Source organism: Paraburkholderia sp. (assembly GCF_047605525.1).
Taxonomy (GTDB): Bacteria; Pseudomonadota; Gammaproteobacteria; order Burkholderiales; family Burkholderiaceae; genus Paraburkholderia.
This window is the reverse complement of sequence record NZ_JASGFN010000027.1, coordinates 95,980-115,260: the sequence shown is the minus strand read 5'-3', so window position 1 is coordinate 115,260 and position 19,281 is coordinate 95,980. Positions and strand designations below refer to the sequence as shown.

The 19,281-nt window shown below is 63.9% G+C and carries 15 protein-coding genes and 1 rRNA gene; 10 read left to right on the top strand and 6 right to left on the bottom strand.

All coding sequences use genetic code 11. The annotated features are described in order from the left end of the window. The 3 genes from QM685_RS30585 to QM685_RS30575 all read right to left on the bottom strand — a co-directional run. Window positions 1–355, bottom strand: a 16S ribosomal RNA gene (locus tag QM685_RS30585); the annotation flags it as partial. 357 nt (window positions 356–712) lie between these two features. Further along, window positions 713–1,993: an SGNH/GDSL hydrolase family protein gene (locus QM685_RS30580; RefSeq protein ID WP_415122495.1), complete on the bottom strand. Its 1,281-nt coding sequence runs from the start codon at window positions 1,991–1,993 to the stop codon at window positions 713–715. Between the two features lie 111 nt (window positions 1,994–2,104). Beyond that, window positions 2,105–3,727 carry an NAD(P)/FAD-dependent oxidoreductase gene (locus QM685_RS30575; RefSeq protein WP_415122493.1) on the bottom strand — a complete coding sequence of 541 codons (1,623 nt, stop codon included), beginning with the start codon at window positions 3,725–3,727 and terminating at the stop codon, window positions 2,105–2,107. A 219-nt stretch (window positions 3,728–3,946) separates the two neighbouring features. Here QM685_RS30575 and paaA point away from each other — a divergent pair, with 219 nt between their 5' ends. The 8 genes from paaA to QM685_RS30535 all read left to right on the top strand — a co-directional run bounded on the left by paaA (window position 3,947) and on the right by QM685_RS30535 (window position 10,383). Next, entirely contained in the window at window positions 3,947–4,945 is a 999-nt protein-coding gene (paaA, locus tag QM685_RS30570) for a 1,2-phenylacetyl-CoA epoxidase subunit PaaA (protein ID WP_415122491.1), read from the top strand. 36 nt (window positions 4,946–4,981) lie between these two features. After that, window positions 4,982–5,266, top strand: a complete 285-nt coding sequence (gene paaB, locus QM685_RS30565; RefSeq protein WP_415122489.1) for a 1,2-phenylacetyl-CoA epoxidase subunit PaaB — start codon at window positions 4,982–4,984, stop codon at window positions 5,264–5,266. Between the two features lie 8 nt (window positions 5,267–5,274). Continuing rightward, window positions 5,275–6,087: a 1,2-phenylacetyl-CoA epoxidase subunit PaaC gene (gene paaC, locus QM685_RS30560; RefSeq protein ID WP_415122487.1), complete on the top strand. Its 813-nt coding sequence runs from the start codon at window positions 5,275–5,277 to the stop codon at window positions 6,085–6,087. A gap of 8 nt (window positions 6,088–6,095) precedes the next feature. Next, on the top strand, window positions 6,096–6,677 hold the full coding sequence (gene paaD / locus QM685_RS30555) for a 1,2-phenylacetyl-CoA epoxidase subunit PaaD (protein WP_415122486.1): 582 nt from the start codon (window positions 6,096–6,098) through the stop codon (window positions 6,675–6,677). A 1-nt stretch (window position 6,678) separates the two neighbouring features. After that, window positions 6,679–7,767, top strand: coding sequence for a 1,2-phenylacetyl-CoA epoxidase subunit PaaE (paaE, locus tag QM685_RS30550; RefSeq protein WP_415122484.1), 1,089 nt, complete (start codon window positions 6,679–6,681; stop codon window positions 7,765–7,767). Window positions 7,768–7,967: 200 nt separating this feature from the next. Beyond that, window positions 7,968–8,783, top strand: a complete 816-nt coding sequence (locus QM685_RS30545) for a DUF1835 domain-containing protein (protein ID WP_415122482.1) — start codon at window positions 7,968–7,970, stop codon at window positions 8,781–8,783. Window positions 8,784–8,795: 12 nt separating this feature from the next. Then, window positions 8,796–9,407, top strand: coding sequence for a TetR/AcrR family transcriptional regulator (locus QM685_RS30540; RefSeq protein WP_415122480.1), 612 nt, complete (start codon window positions 8,796–8,798; stop codon window positions 9,405–9,407). A gap of 307 nt (window positions 9,408–9,714) precedes the next feature. Next, window positions 9,715–10,383, top strand: coding sequence for a GNAT family N-acetyltransferase (locus QM685_RS30535; RefSeq protein WP_415122478.1), 669 nt, complete (start codon window positions 9,715–9,717; stop codon window positions 10,381–10,383). Window positions 10,384–10,486: 103 nt separating this feature from the next. Here QM685_RS30535 and QM685_RS30530 read toward each other — a convergent pair whose 3' ends face one another. After that, entirely contained in the window at window positions 10,487–10,984 is a 498-nt protein-coding gene (locus QM685_RS30530) for an Lrp/AsnC family transcriptional regulator (RefSeq protein WP_169498234.1), read from the bottom strand. A 227-nt stretch (window positions 10,985–11,211) separates the two neighbouring features. Between QM685_RS30530 and hppD the strand changes: the two genes are divergently transcribed. Then, a complete protein-coding gene (gene hppD, locus QM685_RS30525; protein WP_415122476.1) occupies window positions 11,212–12,309 on the top strand; it encodes a 4-hydroxyphenylpyruvate dioxygenase in 1,098 nt (365 codons plus the stop codon). Between the two features lie 149 nt (window positions 12,310–12,458). On the opposite strand, the gene QM685_RS30520 is transcribed toward hppD, so the two are convergent. Further along, window positions 12,459–12,659, bottom strand: a complete 201-nt coding sequence (locus QM685_RS30520; RefSeq protein ID WP_415122474.1) for a hypothetical protein — start codon at window positions 12,657–12,659, stop codon at window positions 12,459–12,461. Between the two features lie 390 nt (window positions 12,660–13,049). Here QM685_RS30520 and QM685_RS30515 point away from each other — a divergent pair, with 390 nt between their 5' ends. Continuing rightward, the gene (locus QM685_RS30515; protein ID WP_415122472.1) at window positions 13,050–16,649 is read left to right on the top strand and encodes an indolepyruvate ferredoxin oxidoreductase family protein; all 3,600 of its coding nucleotides are present in this window, start codon (window positions 13,050–13,052) and stop codon (window positions 16,647–16,649) included. 115 nt (window positions 16,650–16,764) lie between these two features. Here the strand turns inward: QM685_RS30515 and QM685_RS30510 are convergent, their stop codons facing one another. Beyond that, entirely contained in the window at window positions 16,765–19,047 is a 2,283-nt protein-coding gene (locus QM685_RS30510) for an NADP-dependent malic enzyme (protein ID WP_415122470.1), read from the bottom strand. Window positions 19,048–19,281 lie beyond the last annotated feature (234 nt).

Sequence of the window (19,281 nt, the reverse complement as noted above, 5' to 3'; positions counted from 1 at the left end):
CACTGCTGCCTCCCGTAGGAGTCTGGGCCGTGTCTCAGTCCCAGTGTGGCTGGTCGTCCTCTCAGACCAGCTACAGATCGTCGGCTTGGTAGGCCTTTACCCCACCAACTACCTAATCTGCCATCGGCCGCCCCTTGAGCGCGAGGTCCCGAAAGATCCCCCGCTTTCCTCTCCCGAGCGTATGCGGTATTAATCCGGCTTTCGCCGGGCTATCCCCCACTCCAGGACACGTTCCGATGTCTTACTCACCCGTTCGCCACTCGCCGCCAGGCCGAAACCCGCGCTGCCGTCCGACTTGCATGTGTAAGGCATGCCGCCAGCGTTCAATCTGAGCCAGGATCAAACTCTTCAGTTCAAACCTGTTACTGTTTTCGGTTTCGTCAGAAACCGGTCGCTCACTCAACGTACTGACGAAGCGTTCAACCCTCTCTCGACGGTCAAACCTTCCTTTCATTACTGTGTGAGGCTTGCCTTGATACTTCCGCCATGACCGGTCCAACGACCGGCCCGCATCCCGCATCAAGTGCCCACACTTATCGGCTGCTGGTTTTTAAAGATCATTCCGCCCACTTCACCGTGCCTGAACCCTGAACCACCAGCCCCGGCACCGCTCCGTTTGCGTCGCTGCGTCTGCAGCAGAGAAGCGGAATTATGGAGGTTCATCTTCACTTCGTCAATACTATTTTTGCTTTTGCTTAAAAAAGCCTGATGCTCACTTCCGGGCCGCGTTCACCATGGCGTCAATAGGGACAGCATCGGCCATGGCGGCGTAACCCGCGTCGCTCGGATGGATATGATCACCACTATCGAAAACGCGCTGCAGGCGGTCCGGTTGCGCCCGGTCACGCAGCGCCGCGTCGAAATCCACGACGCCGTCGAACGCGTGGCTGGTCCGGATCCATTGATTAACGGCGAGCCGGATATTTTCCCGCTCCGGCGGCAGCGAAGCCGGTGTCAACGTCGCGCCGAACACCTTCACGCCGTCACGTCGCGCGGCCGCAATCACCCGCTGGTAGCCGGCAATCAGATCGGCGGTCGTCACCGACGTGTGTGGGAAATCGCAGTCGAGTCCGCCATGAGGCGGCATCGCGGCGAAGTTGATGTCATTGATGCCGATCAGCACGATCACCGCCTTGACGCCCGGACGCCGCAGAACATCGCGGTCGAATCGGCTCGCGAGCGCATCGCCATAGCAAGGTGAATCGCTCAGCAGCCGGTTGCCGCTAATGCCGAGATTCACGATCGCGGTCGACTGCGCGCCGCTCGCTGCCAGCCGGCGCGCCAGTTCGTCCGGCCAGCGGCGGTTCTGGTTCAGGCTGGAGCGCATGCCGTCTGTGATCGAGTCGCCGATAGCGGCGACGGTAGCCGACGGCACCGCCGTCTCCACCGATAATCCCGTCACCCACACATACTGCGTGAACCGTCCGCGAAACGCCGCGGCGGACGCGTCGGCGGTGTGATTGCCGGGCGTCGACACGTAATTCACCTGATTCGACACACGGTGCCACGCGACAATCCGCTGCTCGGGCCCCATGAACGCGCTGATGGCGTACGGCGCGCCCGCCGCGATGTCGATCGCGATCGGGTCGCTGTCCAGCTCCCCGCCCGGTGCAATGCTGACCGCGCCCCTGCCGCCGAACGTCACGCGCCCCCCGCCGCCCTCAAGCGCCGCAGCACCGCCGCCCGAGCGCGCAATACGCAGTTCCTCGATGACGAGCGGCATCTTGCCGTACACATTACTCAGATGAATCCGCGCGGTTTTTCCCGACAGTGTCGGATAAACGATCTGCCGAACCGTACGCCCGGCAACTTCCGGCGCGCGATACAGCGGCGGCAACTCGGCCCGCTGGGGAATGGGCTGCAGGGCAGTCGCCCACACGGCAACCCAGTGCTCGGGCGTTTCGGCGGCGAAAGCGCCCGAGGAGAGGGCAAAAGGAGCAAATTGGGCGAGCAACGCCGCGCCGCATGCGGCAGCCAGGGTACGAATGGTCATTCGGATGATCGGTTGGAGGCGAAACGCGCATTGTGCCCGATCGCCGCGGTGATGGCGGGCAATCGCGGGCGACCCGCTCGCACCCGACACCGCGCCAATGCTCGCTCCGACTCAGGCCGCCTGCCGGCCTAGGATGTTCAACGCAACCGCCTCGGCAACCTCGATGCCGTCGATGGCCGCCGAGTAGATCCCGCCCGCATATCCCGCACCCTCGCCTGCCGGATACAGCCCCTTGACGTTCACACTCTGATAATCATCCCCGCGACGCACGCGCACCGGCGACGACGTTCTCGTTTCGACGCCCGTCAGCACCGCATCACGCATCGCGAAACCGGCGATTTTCTTCTCCATCTGCGGCAGCGCCTCGCGAATCGCCTCGATCACGTAGTCGGGCAGCGCCGTGCCGAGGTCGGTCGGATGCACGCCCGGCTTGTACGACGGCACTACCGAGCCCAACGACGTGGACGGCCGCCCCGCGATAAAGTCGCCGACCAGTTGCCCCGGCGCCATATAGTTGCCGCCGCCGAGCTCGAACGCCCGCTCTTCCCACTTACGCTGGAAGGCGATGCCGGCGAGCGGACCACCCGGATAATCGTCAGGCGTGATGCCGACCACGATGCCCGCGTTCGCGTTACGCTCCGCGCGCGAGTATTGGCTCATGCCGTTCGTGACGACGCGCCCCGGCTCCGACGTGGCCGCGACCACGGTGCCGCCAGGACACATGCAGAAGCTGTACACCGTGCGCCCGTTGCTGCAGTGGTGCACTACCTTGTAGTCGGCGGCGCCGAGCTGTTTGTGACCGGCAAATTTACCAAACCGGCTGCGATCGATCACGCCCTGCGGGTGCTCGATCCGGAACCCGAGCGAAAAGGGCTTCGCCTCGACGTAAACGCCGCGCTCGTGGAGCATCTGGAACGTATCGCGCGCGCTGTGGCCGACCGCCAGCACCACGTGGTCGCAGCGCAGCGTCTCGCCGGTCGACAGCGCCAGCCCGCGCACCTTGCCGTCGTCGATGTCGATATCTTCGACTCGCGTCTCGAAACGCACCTCGCCGCCGAGTTCGTGAATCTTCGCGCGCATCTTCTCGACCATGCTGACGAGGCGGAACGTGCCGATGTGCGGCCGGCTCAGGTACAGAATGTCTTCCGGCGCGCCCGCCTGCACGAATTCGTCGAGCACCTTGCGGCCGTAATGCTTTGGATCCTTGATCTGGCTGTACAGCTTGCCGTCGGAAAACGTGCCCGCGCCGCCCTCGCCGAACTGCACGTTCGATTCCGGATTCAGCATCGACTTGCGCCACAGCCCGAACGTATCCTTGGTGCGCTCACGCACCGCCTTGCCGCGTTCGAGGATGATAGGCCGGAAGCCCATCTGCGCGAGGAGCAGCCCGGCGAACAGTCCGCACGGCCCCATGCCGATCACGACCGGACGCGGCTTGCCCGGCTGAGCGGGCGCGCGGGCGACGAACTTGTAGCTCATGTCCGGCGTCACGCCGCAGTGCGGCACGTCGGCGAGGTGCCTGAGCGCGGGCGCTTCATCCCTGACCTCGACATCGACGATGTAAGTGAGCTTGATATCGGCGCGTTTACGTGCGTCGTGCGCGCGGCGAAACACCGTGTATCGGATGAGCCCGTCCTTCGCCACGCCGAGTTCCGCAAGGCGCGCGCGGATGGCCGCCTCGAGAGCGCTCTCGGGATGATCGAGCGGGAGTTTGATTTCGCTTAGACGTAACATGAGTGCGTGCCGGGAATGCAAGAAGGCCGCAAATCGCGGCCAATTCGCAATTTTATCGGGTAAGCGCCGGAACGGGGCAGCGGGGTCATGAAACGGCGGCGCCGCACGATCTGCCCCAGCCCTATCGGCCTACCCAATTCCCCTCAAAAAATTTATTAACCGACCGGTCGGTTGGTTTATACTACGCCGACACACACAACTCCCGCAGAGAGCGTCCCCATGTACACGCAATCCCTGGATATTCCCGGCAATGTCGCCCCGCTCGATGCGGACGCGAATTCGCCCGAGCAGGCGCGGTTCGATGCGGTCATGACCGCGGACGGCAAGATCGAGCCTCAGGACTGGATGCCCGACGCGTACCGCAAAACGCTGGTCCGGCAAATCTCGCAGCATGCGCATTCGGAAATCGTCGGCATGCTGCCGGAGGGTAACTGGATCACCCGCGCGCCGAGCCTGAAGCGCAAGGCGATCCTGATCGCCAAGGTGCAGGACGAAGCGGGTCACGGGCTCTATCTATATAGCGCGGCCGAAACGCTCGGCGTTTCGCGCGATCAACTGATCGCCGCGCTGCATTCGGGCAAGGCCAAATATTCGAGCATCTTCAACTATCCGACGCCCACATGGGCCGACGTCGGCGTGATCGGCTGGCTCGTCGACGGCGCCGCGATCATGAATCAGATCCCGCTGTGCCGCTGCACATATGGCCCCTACGCCCGCGCGATGATCCGCATCTGCAAGGAAGAGTCGTTCCATCAGCGCCAGGGCTTCGACGCGTTGCTGTCGATGATGGCCGGCACCGACGCGCAGCGCGAACTCGTCCAGCAGGCGGTGAATCGTTGGTGGTGGCCGGTCCTGATGATGTTCGGCCCGAGCGACAAGGATTCGGTCCATAGCAATCAGTCGGCCAAATGGGGCATCAAGCGCATTTCCAACGACGACCTGCGCCAGAAATTCGTCGACGCGACCGTCGAGCAGGCCAAGGTACTCGGCGTCACGCTGCCCGATTCCGAACTGAAGTGGAACGAGGCGCGCGGCCATTACGACTACGGCGACATCGACTGGGAAGAGTTCTGGCGAGTCGTCAACGGCGACGGTCCGTGCAACCGCGAACGTCTCGCGACCCGTGTCAAAGCCCATGAAGACGGCGCCTGGGTGCGCGAAGCCGCGCTTGCCCACGCCGAAAAGAAGCGCCAGCGCGCTCACCAGCACGCCGCCTGAGCAGCACGGCACATCGAAGGAATCAGGAGATCAGCAATGAACAAGGAATGGCCGATTTGGGAAGTGTTCGTGCGCAGCAAGCAGGGACTCGACCATAAACACTGCGGCAGTCTGCACGCCGCCGACGCGCAGATGGCGCTGCGCATGGCGCGCGACGTCTACACGCGCCGCCAGGAAGGCGTGAGCATCTGGGTGGTGCCGTCGTCGGCGATCACGGCCTCCGCGCCGGACGAAAAGGCCGAGCTGTTCGAACCGGCGAGCGACAAGATCTATCGCCATCCGACGTTCTACACGCTCCCCGACGAAGTCAACCACATGTAAGCGCGGCCATGACCACTACGTCCCCTACGCCCGAACATCTCCAGTACGTGCTGCGCCTCGCGGATACCGCGCTGATCCTCGGTCAGCGCAACACCGAGTGGTGCGGCCACGGCCCGATCCTCGAAGAGGACATCGCGCTGTCGAACATGAGCCTCGATCTGATCGGCCAGGCGCGTCTGCTGTATACGCACGCCGCCGCGCTCGAGCAGCAGCTCACCGGCAGCGCGCGCACCGAGGACGATTACGCGTACTTCCGCGCCGAGCGCGAATTCGCGAACTACACGCTCGCCGAGCTGCCGCATTACGGCCCGCTGGCCGGCACCGCGCAGGCCGACAAGGACTACGCGGTCACGATCGTGCGCAATTTTCTGTACGCGACGCTGATGACGCATCTGTGGAGCGCGCTGAGCGCGTCGACCGACGAACAGCTCGCGGCGATCGCGGCGAAGTCGATCAAGGAAACGGCTTACCACGTGCATCACGCGAGCGAGTGGCTGATCCGTTTCGGCGACGGCACCGACGAATCGCACCGCCGCGCGCAGGCCGCGCTCGACTACCTGATGCCGTACACGCGCGAGTTCTTCAGCGCCGACGCGGTGGAAGACGCGATTGCGGCCGCCGGCATCGGCCCGCGCACCTCGGAGCTCGAAGCCGCCTGGCTCTCCGACGTTCGCGCGACGCTCGACGAAGCCACGCTGAAGCTGCCCGAAGCGGTCAAGCACGTGAGCACCGGCAAGCACGGCGAGCATTCGGAACACATGGGTTTCGTGCTCGCCGAAATGCAGAGCCTCGCGCGCCAGCATCCGGGCGCCACCTGGTAAAACGCGCGATGACGACCTCGACCGCCCCGCATACCGCCGAAGCGGCTCACATGGCCCACCCGGCCGACGCGACGCTCGCGCGCGCGTGGACCGTGCTCGAAGCGGTGCCCGACCCGGAGATCCCGGTGGTATCGATCCGCGAGCTCGGCATTCTGCGCGACGTGCGGCGCGCCGCCGACGGCGCGCTCGAAGTCGTGATCACGCCGACCTATTCGGGCTGTCCGGCGATGTCGCAGATTGCCGAAGATATCGGCCGCGCTTTAGACGCGGCGGAGCTCGCGCCGTACCGGATCGCCACCGTGCTCGCGCCGGCCTGGACCACCGACTGGATCACCGCCGACGCCCGCGAAAAGCTGCGTGCGTACGGCATCGCGCCGCCCACGGGCAACTGCGGTTCGGCTACTGGTTCAACCACCGCGCCACAGGAAAAAGTGCTGCGCTTCGTACCGCGCGCGCTGCCGGCGCCCGCCTGCCCGCGCTGCGGCTCCGCGCATACCGAGCGGCTCGCGCAATTCGGCTCGACCGCCTGCAAGGCCCTGTACCGCTGCCTCGACTGCCGCGAACCCTTCGACTACTTCAAACCATACTGATATGGCCACCCCGCAATTTCATCCGCTGCGTATCCGCGAAGTGCGCCCCGAAACCGCCGACGCAGTCTCGGTCGCTTTCGAAGTCCCGGTCGAACTGCGCGACCTGTATCGCTTCACGCAGGGCCAGTTCGTCACGCTGAAGACGCATATCGACGGAGAGGAAACGCGCCGCTCGTATTCGATCTGCGTCGGTGTTACCGACTATGACCGCGACGGCGAACTGCGCATCGGCATCAAGCGCGTGCGCGGCGGCCGTTTCTCGAACTTCGCGTTCGACACGCTGCAGCCCGGTCACACGATCGACGTGATGACGCCGGACGGCCGCTTCTTCACTCACCTGAACGCCGACCAGGGCAAGCAGTACCTCGCGTTTTCGGGTGGCTCGGGCATCACCCCGGTGCTCGCGATCATCAAGACGACGCTCGAAATCGAGCCGCGCAGCACGTTCACGCTCGTGTACGGTAATCGCAGCGTCGACCAGATCATGTTCGCCGAAGAGCTCGAGGATCTGAAGAACCGCTTCATGAACCGCTTCGTGCTGTATCACGTGCTGTCCGACGATCTGCAGGATGTGGAGCTGTTCAACGGCGTGCTCGATCAGGAAAAGTGCGCGGCGTTTATCGAGCATCTGCTGCCCGCCGACGCAATCGACGAAGCGTTCATCTGCGGCCCCGCGCCGATGATGGACGCCGCCGAGGCCGCGCTGAAAGCGGCTGGCGTCCCACCCGCGAAGGTGCACGTCGAGCGCTTCGGCACGCCGCTGCCGCAGGCGGGCGTGCCGCCGGTCGAAATCACCGAAGACACCCCGGCAGCCGACCTCGAAATCGTGCTCGACGGCAAGCGGCGCAAGCTACGGCTGCCGTATCAGGGCGTGAGCGTGCTCGACGTCGGCCTGCGCGCGGGCCTCGCGTTGCCTTATGCGTGCAAGGGCGGCGTCTGCTGCACCTGTCGCGCGAAGGTGCTCGAAGGCGAAGTGAAGATGGAAAAGAACTACACACTGGAAGAGCACGAGATCCGCGACGGCTTCGTGCTGACCTGCCAGTGTCATCCGGTCAGCGACCGTGTCGTGGTGAGTTACGACGAGCGTTGATGCGAGCGCAGCCGCGGCCTGAGATTGCGGCTCGACGACAAGCGTTGCCTTCACGGCGCCGGGACAGCGCGGCAGCCGCCGCTTTCGGCCATTTCGCGATCCGCTTACACTAGGGGCCGCTCGTCGATCGGAACATCGGTTTCCGGTCGGCGAGCGGCCTCTTTTGTTACAGCCGCTAACGTCACAGCAAGCCTTTGCCAATGAGCACGATTCACCTCACCAACGGCGACGTCGCCGCCGAGTCACTGCGCGCCGCACTGGCCCAGGCCGGCCGCGACGATCGCGTCCAGGCGTTGCGGGACGATCTGGCCGTCGGTCCGCTGCGCGGAGTCGACGATGGTCCGAAACTGCGCGCCGGCTTCTGGGAGCGCGTCAGCGCCGATACGCGCCGCGATTTCCTGCGGGAATTCCGCGAACAGGCCGCGATGCTGAACAGCCTCGTGAACGGCACCGCGAATCTCGTGGTGTGGCACGGCGAAAGCTCGTCCGATCAGTTGATGCTGCGCCGCGTCTGCTACTACCTGCGCAATAGTCCCCAGCGTTTGAACGAAGTGCGTCTGTCGATTGCCGATCTCACCGATCCGCTCGCGTGGGCGCATACGCGCAGGGATCGCGCGACGTCGGTCGGCATGTTCGCACCGGACGTGCTGCAGGCACGCTTGCCGGACGCCGCGCCGATTTCCGTGCTGCGCATCAGCCGGCTCGCGCTCGAATGGCAGGAGGTCAAGCACGCGAACGGCGAGACGCGGCGCTGGCGCGACAATACGTTCACGAGCAGCAGCTTCGCGGAACTCGACGCGCTGATCCTCGAGCGCGCAACCGAAACCTGGCAGCCCGCGGCGCGCGTCGCCGCCGACGTGATGACCGCGGACTTGTGGTTCCTCGTCAGCGACAGCATCGTGCTGTGGCGCATGCGCGAACTCGCCGCGAGGCGACGCATGCGCTTGCGCGGCGACGCGAATGCCTGGCGTTCGCTCGAGCTCTGCGCGACGCTCGCCCCCTGCTCACATACATAAAAACAGACGACTATGGCCCGCACCCGAGCCCCCGACCACGAAACCCAACGCGAGCAGATCCTCGAACTGGCCGCGGAGAAATTCGCGCAGACCAGCTATCCGAGCACGTCGATGGCCGATCTCGCCGCGGCGAGCGGCACCTCGAAAGCGCGCCTTTATCACTATTACGAGAGCAAGGAAGCGATCCTGTTCGACCTGCTCGATCGCTACACGAAGCGGCTGATGCTGATCATCGCCGAGGTGGAAGGCTCGAGCCAGCGGCGTGGACTGAGCGAGCGCGAAACCTTCGCCGAGCTGATCCGTGCGTTCCTGTCCGAGTACGAGACGTCGCACAGCCGGCACGTCGCGTTGCTGAACGACGTCAAATATCTGGTCGACACGCAGCGCGAGATCATTCTGAACCGCCAGCGCGACGTGGTGGCGGCATTCGCGCGCCAGCTCGCGCGTGCCTACCCCGAGCGCGCGACCCGCGAGAACCAGACCGCGCTAACGATGATGGTGTTCGGCATGATCAACTGGACGTTCACGTGGCTAAAGCCGGACGGACGGATGGGCTACCGCGAGTTTGCCGAACAGGTGGTGGGCATGGTCGAGCATGGCCTGGGGTCGGTGCCGGTGAAATGAGCCAGCGGCTCGACGCGGCTTGAGCCCGGTAAATCGGTCGACCAGGCCTTCAAAAAACCGCCTGGATGACGCAGAGCAACAGGACTCCAGGCAATTAAACGACACTATTTGATGCAGGTTGCATCTTGTCACGAACGTCCGTTCAATTATAATTTATTTATTAAATCAAATAGTTAAAAATAGAGAACCATCAGTTTAGATATTCTCTTCGGTTTTTATACGGGTTTTCCCTAGTGACGACTTCGGGTTTCCGCTAAAATTGATTTTGCGGTGCACCACGCCGCCTGATCAAAAGGAGAACCCGACCATGAACACGCTGACACCTGATACCGCCGAGCCGATCGCTCTGAACGATCGTGCGCCGCTGTCTGGCGGCCATGCGCCCATTCTGGTTCGCGAACTCACCGCGATCGATCGCGATCGGCTGCTCACCCACTTCCTCGCGCTCGGCGAAGACGACCGTCTGCTGCGTTTCGGCCAGGTCGTGCCGAATCACGTGATCGAAAACTACGTGCGCGCGATCGACTTCACGCGCGACACCGTGTTCGGTGTGTTCAACAGCAAGCTGGAGCTGAGCGGCGTCGGCCATCTGGCTTATCTGCCGGCCGAAGGCAACAAGCGCACCGCCGAATTCGGCGTGTCCGTGCTCGAAAGCGCGCGCGGCCAGGGCATCGGCACGAAGCTGTTCGAGCGCGCCGCGATCCGCAGCCGCAACACGCACGTGACGACGCTGTACATCCACTGCCTGTCGCGCAACTCGACGATGATGCACATCGCTAAAAAGGCCGGCATGAAGATCGAATACGCGTACGGCGAAGCCGACGCCTATCTGACGCTGTCGCCGGCGGATCAGTCGAGCATCCTCGCCGAAATGCTGCAGGAGCAGGCCGCGGTGTTCGACTACGCACTCAAGCGCCACGCGCGCCAGACATCGCGACTGTTCGAGTCGTTCATGCCGGCGGCTGTCGCTGCCTGAATAAAACGCTACGGGAAGTGAGAGAGGGGCGGCCGCAAGGTCGCCCTTTTTTCTATCCGCGACATGGCCGCTACCCATGCTTGCCATGTCGCGCATTACGCGCCTAGAGAATAGGCAGCGCCGTCGTTTCCTTGATCTTTTCCAGTGAAAAGCTCGATTTGACGTCGATCACCGACGGATGGCGCAGCAACTGATCCTGCACGAAGCGCGAAAAGTGCGCCATGTCCTCCACCTGGACGCGCAGCAGATAGTCCATTTCACCGGTCATCGCGTGACAGGCAACCACTTCCGGCCACGTCTGCACGGCCGCGCCGAACAGATCGGCGTGCGTGGCCTCGCCGTGCGGACTGAACGCGCGGCCGCCGCCCTTCTCCAGCCGCACGCTGACATACGCGAGCAGGTCGAGCCCGAGGCGCTGCGCATCGAGCAGCGCGACATAGCCGCGAATCACTCCGCTCTCCTCGAGCCGGCGAATCCGCCGCAGACACGGACTCGGCGACAGATTGATCCGCTCCGCAATTTCCTGATTCGATAGCCGGCCATTCTCCTGAAGGATGGTCAGAATGCGCCGGTCGATCGCGTCTATCTCTGAATTAGCCATTTTCTGCCGCAGTTCCTTCAGATCGAGCCATAAATTGGCTCAAGCGTAGCAACGCGCGATTAAGTTCGCAAGTTTTCGCCCCGGCCGCAGTTCTACACTTGCTTTACACGGCGGCATTCAGCCGGCCGTCCCGCCCGCTTATCGCCAGCACACCGCGGTAAATCGCTTGAGACCGGAGCAGGCGCCAAAGCGCTAACTCCGGTCGGCTGCAACAAAGGAGACAGACGATGCAGGTTTCAACTTGGGAAAATCCGGTCGGCACCGACGGCTTCGAATTCATCGAGTACACCGCGCCGGACCCGAAAGCACTCGGCAAGCTGTTCGAACGGATGGGCTTCACCGCCGTCGCCCGACACCGGCATAAGGACGTGACGCTGTATCGCCAGGGCGGGATCAACTTCATCGTCAATGCGGAAAAGGATTCGTTCGCGCAACGCTTCGCGCGTTTGCATGGCCCGTCGATCTGCGCGATCGCGTTTCGCGTGCAGGATGCCGCAAAGGCGTACAGCCAGGCGCTCGAAAAAGGCGCATGGGGTTTCGACAACAAGACCGGCCCGATGGAACTGAACATTCCGGCGATCAAGGGCATTGGCGATTCGCTGATCTATTTCGTCGATCGCTGGCGCGGCAAGAACGGCGCGGCGCCGAACAGCATCGGCGACATCGACATCTACGACGTCGACTTCGAGCCGATTCCCGGTGCGAACCCGAATCCGGCCGGCCACGGCCTCACCTATATCGATCACCTGACGCACAACGTGCATCGCGGCCGCATGCAGGAATGGGCGGAGTTCTACGAGCGCCTGTTCAACTTCCGCGAGGTACGTTACTTCGACATCGAGGGCAAGGTAACCGGCGTGAAGTCGAAGGCGATGACCTCGCCGTGCGGCAAGATCCGGATTCCGATCAACGAGGAAGGCTCGGACACCGCGGGCCAGATCCAGGAATATCTGGACGCGTATCACGGCGAAGGGATCCAGCACATTGCGCTCGGCACCACCGACATCTATCGCACGGTGGACGGTTTGCGCGCGTCGGACATTTCGCTGCTCGACACGATCGACACCTACTACGAACTCGTCGATCGCCGCGTGCCGAATCATGGCGAACCGCTCGATGAACTGCGCAAACGCAAGATCCTGATCGACGGCGCGCCGAACGATCTGCTGCTGCAGATCTTCACCGAAAACCAGATCGGCCCGATCTTCTTCGAAATCATCCAGCGCAAGGGCAATCAGGGCTTCGGCGAGGGCAACTTCAAGGCACTGTTCGAATCGATCGAGCTCGATCAGATCCGCCGCGGCGTCGTGCAGGACAAGAGCTGATCGCACCGCCTCGCCCGCAAAACGGCGAGCGGATGAAAAAAGGGCGAGGATCGCAGGATCCTCGCCCTTTTACCTTTTTACTTATCTACGCCGCCGTTCCCGTCGGAACGGCGGCCGGTTGTCAAAAGACACGCCGCCCGCGCGGCGCGTCACGAATTCTGCCTGTCCTCGTCGACTTTGATCGAACGCGCGACCCGGCTCGTTGCCGGCCGTGCCGGTGCGACCTGCGCGGTGCGGCTGATCGCGTTGGAAAGCGCGCCCATGCTCCCCGGGTTCGAACGCGCCGGCGCGCTCATCGCGAAGAAGGCGGCGGAAACCATCAGGAAGGTCTGGATGTGTCTGGTGCTCATGCGTACTCCTTTTCTAACTGCCCTGCTGTCCCGAAGCCGCGCCGAATGCGCGGCGTTACACGGACATTGCTCGCAGGTCGGGGTTAGACAGTGGTTTTCACTGCGGTTCCGCAAATTGGCAGGTTTTACAGCTTGTTACATGCGTAATCGCAATATAAGCGCATCCCAGTCGAAATGCAGGGCAATTGCACGGAACACGCAGGCAACGCGTCGCGAATCGTCCTAAAAAAGCGCCGCGCAAAGGCAATTCCGGAACCACTGCGGCGGGTTTCCACCAGTGCTACCATCACTTAAAACCCGTCAATATGACGGCCCCGGCCCCAGCATTCACGAGATGCCGGGAGCCAGAAAAGTTTTGGTGATCCCAAGCTGAGTGGAGGAGTACACATAATGAATGCCCCGCTAGACGCTGGTCAGCGAGCCTCGCTCGAAGCCGCGTTGTCTTCCGTCACGCTCGACGACAAATACACCCTCGAACGCGGCCGCGCGTATATGAGCGGCATCCAGGCGCTGGTACGCCTGCCGATGTTGCAGCAGGAACGCGACCGCGCCGCCGGCCTCAACACCGCCGGCTTCATCTCCGGCTACCGCGGATCGCCGCTCGGCGGACTCGATCTGTCGCTGTGGAAGGCCAAGCAGCACCTCGCCGCCCATCAGGTCGTGTTCCAGCCCGGCGTCAACGAAGATCTCGCGGCCACCGCGGTGTGGGGCTCGCAGCAGGTCAATCTGTATCCGAGCGCCAAATACGATGGCGTGTTCTCGATGTGGTACGGCAAAGGGCCCGGCGTCGACCGCTCCGGCGACGTCTTCAAGCACGGCAACTCGGCCGGCTCGTCGCGGCACGGCGGCGTCCTGGTGCTCGCCGGCGACGACCATGCAGCCAAATCCTCGACGCTCGCGCACCAGTCCGAACACATCTTCAAGGCCTGCGGCCTGCCGGTGCTGTTTCCGTCGAACGTGCAGGAATATCTGGACTTCGGCCTGCACGGCTGGGCGATGAGCCGCTACTCGGGCCTGTGGGTCGCGATGAAGTGCGTGACCGACGTGGTCGAATCGTCCGCTTCGGTCGATATCGACCCGCACCGCACGCAGATCATCCTGCCGGAAGATTTCGTGATGCCCGACGGCGGCCTGAACATCCGCTGGCCCGATCCGCCGCTCGTGCAGGAAGCACGGCTGCTCGACTACAAGTGGTACGCGGGTCTCGCCTACGTGCGCGCGAACAGGCTCGACCGCGTCGAAATCGACTCGCCCCATGCGCGCTTCGGCATCATGACCGGCGGCAAGGCCTATCTCGACGTGCGCCAGGCACTGACCGACCTCGGTCTCGACGACGAAACCTGCTCGCGCATCGGCATCCGGCTCTACAAGGTCGGCTGCGTGTGGCCGCTCGAGGCGCAAGGCGCGCAGGCCTTCGCACGCGGTCTCGACGAAATTCTGGTGGTCGAGGAAAAGCGTCAGATCCTCGAATACGCGATCAAGGAAGAGCTGTACAACTGGCCCGACGCGCAACGCCCGCGCGTATTCGGCAAATTCGACGAGAAGGACGGCGCGGGCGGCGAATGGTCGGTGCCGATGGGCAACTGGCTGCTGCCGGCGCACTACGAGCTGTCGCCCGCGATCATCGCGAAGGCGATCGCCACGCGGCTCGACAAGTTCGATCTGCCGTCGGACGTGCGCGCGCGAATCGCCGCGCGCATCGCGGTGATCGAAGCGAAGGAAAAGGCGCTCGCGCGCCCGCGCGTCGAAGTCGAACGCAAGCCGTGGTTCTGCTCGGGCTGCCCGCACAACACGTCGACCAACGTGCCGGAAGGCTCGCGCGCGATGGCCGGCATCGGCTGCCATTACATGACGGTCTGGATGGACCGCAGCACCAGCACGTTCAGCCAGATGGGCGGCGAAGGCGTCGCGTGGATCGGCCAGGCGCCGTTCACCAACGACAAGCACGTGTTCGCCAATCTCGGCGACGGCACCTACTTCCACTCGGGGCTGCTCGCGATTCGCGCGGCGATCGCGTCGAAGGCGAACATCACCTACAAGCTGCTCTACAACGACGCGGTCGCGATGACGGGCGGCCAGCCGGTCGACGGCGTGCTGACCGTGCCGCAGATCACGCATCAGCTCGCGGCCGAGGGCGCGGCGAAGATCGTCATCGTCACCGATCAGCCGGAGAAGTACTCGACTAACGTGGGCCTCGCGCCCGGCGTCGACATCCATCATCGCGACCAGCTCGACGACGTGCAGCGCCAGCTACGCGAAATCTCCGGCACGACGATCCTGATCTACGACCAGACCTGCGCGACCGAAAAGCGCCGCCGCCGCAAACGCGGCGCGTATCCCGACCCGGCGCGTCGTGTCGTCATCAACGAGGCGGTCTGCGAAGGTTGCGGCGACTGCTCGGTGAAGTCGAACTGCCTGTCGGTCGAACCGCTCGATACCGAGTACGGCACCAAGCGGCAGATCAACCAGTCGACCTGCAACAAGGACTTCTCGTGCGTGAACGGCTTTTGCCCGAGCTTCGTCTCCGTCGAAGGCGGGCAGTTGCGCAAGCCGAAGGCGGCGTCGGGCGTCGCCGGCGACGCGCTGCCGCCGGTGCCGGATCCCGAATTGCCGTCCATCGCGCGTCCGTACGGCGTGCTCGTGACGGGTGTCGGCGGCACCGGCGTCGTCACGATCGGCGCGCTGCTCGGCATGGCCGCGCATCTCGAGAGCAAGGGCGTCACCGTGCTCGACGTGACCGGTCTCGCGCAGAAAGGCGGCGCCGTGATGAGCCACGTGCAGATCGCCAACCAGCCGGCCGACATCCACGCGACCCGCATCGCAATGGGCGAAGCGAGCCTCGTGATCGGCTGCGATGCGATCGTCACCGCGAGCGACGAATGCATGTCGCGGATGCAGGCGGGCCACACGCGCGTGGTGCTGAACAGCGCGCACACACCGACCGCCGAACTCATCAAGAACCCGAACTGGCGCTTCCCCGGCACCAGCACCGAAGCCGACGTGCGCGCCGCCGCCGGTGACGACAACGTCTCGACCGTCGACGCGAATCACTTCGCCGTCGCGCTGCTCGGCGACGCGATCTACACGAATCCGTTCGTGCTCGGCTACGCGTGGCAGCGCGGCTGGGTGCCGCTCACGCATGAGTCGCTGATTCGCGCGATCGAGCTGAACAACGTGCAGGTCGAGAAGAACCGCGCGGCGTTCGAATGGGGCCGGCGCGCCGCGCACGATCTCGCCGCGGTACGCAAGATCGCGCAAACGCAGGGACGCGGCGACGCGGCGGATACCGCGAGCGGCAAGATCATTGCGCTGCATACGCCGAAGGCGCTCGACACGCTGATCGACAAGCGCGCCGACTATCTCATCGCGTGGCAGAACCGCGCGTATGCGGAGCGTTATCGCGCGCTGGTATCGCAGGTGCGGGCGGCGGAAGAAGTGCTCGATGCCGCCGACGGCCAGATGCCGCTCACCGAAGCGGTTGCGAAGAACCTGCACAAGCTGATGGCGTACAAGGATGAATACGAAGTCGCGCGTCTATACAGCGACCCGGCGTTCATCGAAAAGCTGAAGGCGACGTTCGAAGGCGACTGGAAGCTGCATCTGCATCTCGCGCCGCCGACGCTGTCGAAGAAGGACGCGCACGGCCATCTGGTCAAGAAGAAGTACGGCCCGTGGATGTTCCGCACGATGCCGCTGCTTGCCAGACTCAAATTCCTGCGCGGCACCCCGCTCGACGTGTTCGGCAAGACCGAGGAGCGTCGCACCGAACGCGCGCTGATCGGCGAATACGAGGCGCTGGTGCGCGAACTGATCGGCGCGCTGAATGCGCAGAATCGTGAGCTCGCGGTCGAGCTCGCGAATCTGCCGGACGGCATCCGCGGCTACGGGCACGTGAAGGAGAACAACCTGAAGGGCGTGCGGATCAAGTGGAACGAACTACTGGCGCGCTGGCGCTCGGCCGATGCGGGCAAGGCGCAGCATGCGGCCTGATGATGCGGCCTGATGAGCGTTTGAGTTGATCAGAAAGGCGACGGTCCTCACGGACCGCCGCCTTTTTTCTCACCTAAAAAAACGCTACGGAACCGGCGTTCCCGCCAGCTACGCCTTACTTCGCGTTCGCCGGCTTGCGCGTGTTCGCCGAAGCCACTGCCGTCATATTGATGATCCGGCGCACGGTCGCGGCCGGCGTCAGGATATGCACCGGCTTTTCCGCGCCAAGCAGGAACGGACCGACCGTCACGCCTTCGCCGCCCACCACCTTCAGCAGGTTGTACGCGATGTTCGCCGCTTCGACGTTCGGCATGATCAGCAGGTTCGCTTCGCCGGCGAGTGTCGTGCCGGGGAATGCGGCCTTGCGGATCGTTTCCGACAGCGCCGCGTCGCCGTGCATTTCACCGTCGATTTCCAGCGACGGTGCGCGCTCGGCGATCAGCTTGCGCGCCGCGGCCATACGCTGCGACGACGACGACGGCGCGCTGCCGAAGTTCGAGTTCGACAGCAGCGCGACCTTCGGCGTGATGCCGAACTTCTCGATCTCGCGCGCGGCGAGCATCGTCATGTCGGCGAGCTGCTCGGCGGTCGGCATTTCGTTCACGTACGTATCGCAGATGAACAGGTTGCGGCCCGGCAGCATCAGCAGGTTCATCGCGGCGAAGTTCTGCACGTCGTCGGCCTTGCCGAGCACCTGCTCGATGAAGTTCAGGTGCGTGTGGTACTGGCCGATCATCCCGCAGATCATGCCGTCGGCCTCACCGAGGCGCACGAGGATCGCGCCGATCAGCGTGTTGAACTTGCGCATCGCGGCCTTCGCGACGTCGGGCGTCACGCCTTCGCGCGCGCCGAGTTCGTGATAGGCCTGCCAGCACTGCTGATAACGCGGATCGTCTTCCGGATCGACGACCTCGAAGTCTTCGCCGCACTTCAATTTCGAGCCCATCTTCTTCAGACGCATCTCGATCACCGACGGACGGCCGACCAGGATCGGCTTCGCGATCTTCTCGAGCAGCACGAACTGCGCGGCGCGCAGCACGCGCTCGTCTTCGCCTTCCGCGAACACGACGCGCGCCGGCGCCGACTTCGCGGCCGCGAACACCGGACGCATCACCATGCCGGTGCGATAGACGGTCGTGCCGAGTTCTTCGCGGTATGCGTCCATGTCCTTGATCGGACGGGTCGCGACGCCCGAATCCATCGCCGCCTGCGCGACGGCCGGCGCAATCTTGATGATCAGGCGCGGATCGAACGGCTTCGGAATCAGGTACTCGGGGCCGAATTCGAGCGAATGGCCTTCGTACGCCTTCGCGACTTCATCGCCCTGGTCGGTTTCCTCGGCCAGCTCGGCGATCGCGCGCACGCAGGCGAGCTTCATTTCCTCGGTGATCGTGGTCGCGCCGACGTCCAGCGCGCCGCGGAAGATGAACGGGAAGCACAGCACGTTGTTGACCTGGTTCGGGTAGTCCGAACGGCCGGTCGCGATGATGCAGTCCGGGCGCACCTTGCGCGCTTCTTCCGGGCGGATTTCCGGCTCGGGGTTCGCGAGCGCGAGAATCAGCGGCTGGGTGCCCATTTCGGCGACCATCTCCGACTTCAGCACGCCGGCGCTCGAGCAGCCGAGGAACACGTCGGCGCCGCGGATCGCGTCGGCGAGCGTGCGTGCGTCGGTATTGGCCGCATAGCGCTCCTTCGACGGATCGAGGTTGCCGCGGCCTTCGTAGATCACGCCCTTCGAGTCGGTGACGAGAATGTTCTTCTTCGACAGACCGAGATTGACGAGCAAGTCCAGACAGGCGATTGCCGCCGCGCCCGCGCCCGAACAGACGAGCTTCACTTCGTCGAGCTTCTTGCCGACCACCTTCAGGCCATTCAGGATGGCCGCCGACGCGATGATCGCGGTGCCGTGCTGATCGTCGTGGAAGACCGGGATCTTCATGCGCTCGCGCAGCTTCTTCTCGATGTAGAAGCACTCGGGCGCCTTGATGTCTTCGAGGTTGATGCCGCCCAGGGTCGGCTCGAGCATCGCGATCGCCTCGACGAGCTTGTCCGGGTCCGACTCGTTCAGCTCGATGTCGAACACGTCGATGCCGGCGAACTTCTTGAAGAGACAGCCCTTGCCTTCCATCACCGGCTTCGCTGCGAGCGGACCGATATTGCCGAGGCCGAGCACCGCGGTGCCGTTCGTAATCACGCCGACGAGGTTGCCGCGCGACGTGTATTTCTGCGCGTCGAGCGGGGTTTCGTGGATCGCCATACAGGCCGCGGCGACACCCGGCGAATACGCAAGCGAGAGGTCGAGCTGGTTCGACAGCGGCTTGGTAGGCGTCACCGAAATCTTGCCGGGTTTCGGATTCTGGTGATATGCGAGAGCGCTTTGCTTGAGTTGTTCGTCCATTTCTAAGCCTGCGAGAACGTAAGTAATTGGGCCGGGCGCACCACACACCGTTGCTTCGCTGCATCTGCCGGACGGATAGCCGACCGAGGCGGTTTTCGCTCGCGCCGGTTGGGCGCGATGCCTTACCTCGACGAAGGACAGGACGATGTGGAGTGCTTCGCGGGTCGGTTAGTGTACACCCCGGATGCGTCGATGCACTGAGTGGTTAACAGGACTAACCATCGGCGGAACAGC

What these genes read in the sequence shown, in the direction of transcription:
- QM685_RS30580 (WP_415122495.1), bottom strand. Translation starts at nt 1,993, where the DNA reads ATGACCATTCGTACCCTGGCTGCCGCATGCGGCGCGGCGTTGCTCGCC.
- QM685_RS30575 (WP_415122493.1), bottom strand. Translation starts at nt 3,727, where the DNA reads ATGTTACGTCTAAGCGAAATCAAACTCCCGCTCGATCATCCCGAGAGC.
- paaA (WP_415122491.1), top strand. Translation starts at nt 3,947, where the DNA reads ATGTACACGCAATCCCTGGATATTCCCGGCAATGTCGCCCCGCTCGAT.
- paaB (WP_415122489.1), top strand. Translation starts at nt 4,982, where the DNA reads ATGAACAAGGAATGGCCGATTTGGGAAGTGTTCGTGCGCAGCAAGCAG.
- paaC (WP_415122487.1), top strand. Translation starts at nt 5,275, where the DNA reads ATGACCACTACGTCCCCTACGCCCGAACATCTCCAGTACGTGCTGCGC.
- paaD (WP_415122486.1), top strand. Translation starts at nt 6,096, where the DNA reads ATGACGACCTCGACCGCCCCGCATACCGCCGAAGCGGCTCACATGGCC.
- paaE (WP_415122484.1), top strand. Translation starts at nt 6,679, where the DNA reads ATGGCCACCCCGCAATTTCATCCGCTGCGTATCCGCGAAGTGCGCCCC.
- QM685_RS30545 (WP_415122482.1), top strand. Translation starts at nt 7,968, where the DNA reads ATGAGCACGATTCACCTCACCAACGGCGACGTCGCCGCCGAGTCACTG.
- QM685_RS30540 (WP_415122480.1), top strand. Translation starts at nt 8,796, where the DNA reads ATGGCCCGCACCCGAGCCCCCGACCACGAAACCCAACGCGAGCAGATC.
- QM685_RS30535 (WP_415122478.1), top strand. Translation starts at nt 9,715, where the DNA reads ATGAACACGCTGACACCTGATACCGCCGAGCCGATCGCTCTGAACGAT.
- QM685_RS30530 (WP_169498234.1), bottom strand. Translation starts at nt 10,984, where the DNA reads ATGGCTAATTCAGAGATAGACGCGATCGACCGGCGCATTCTGACCATC.
- hppD (WP_415122476.1), top strand. Translation starts at nt 11,212, where the DNA reads ATGCAGGTTTCAACTTGGGAAAATCCGGTCGGCACCGACGGCTTCGAA.
- QM685_RS30520 (WP_415122474.1), bottom strand. Translation starts at nt 12,659, where the DNA reads ATGAGCACCAGACACATCCAGACCTTCCTGATGGTTTCCGCCGCCTTC.
- QM685_RS30515 (WP_415122472.1), top strand. Translation starts at nt 13,050, where the DNA reads ATGAATGCCCCGCTAGACGCTGGTCAGCGAGCCTCGCTCGAAGCCGCG.
- QM685_RS30510 (WP_415122470.1), bottom strand. Translation starts at nt 19,047, where the DNA reads ATGGACGAACAACTCAAGCAAAGCGCTCTCGCATATCACCAGAATCCG.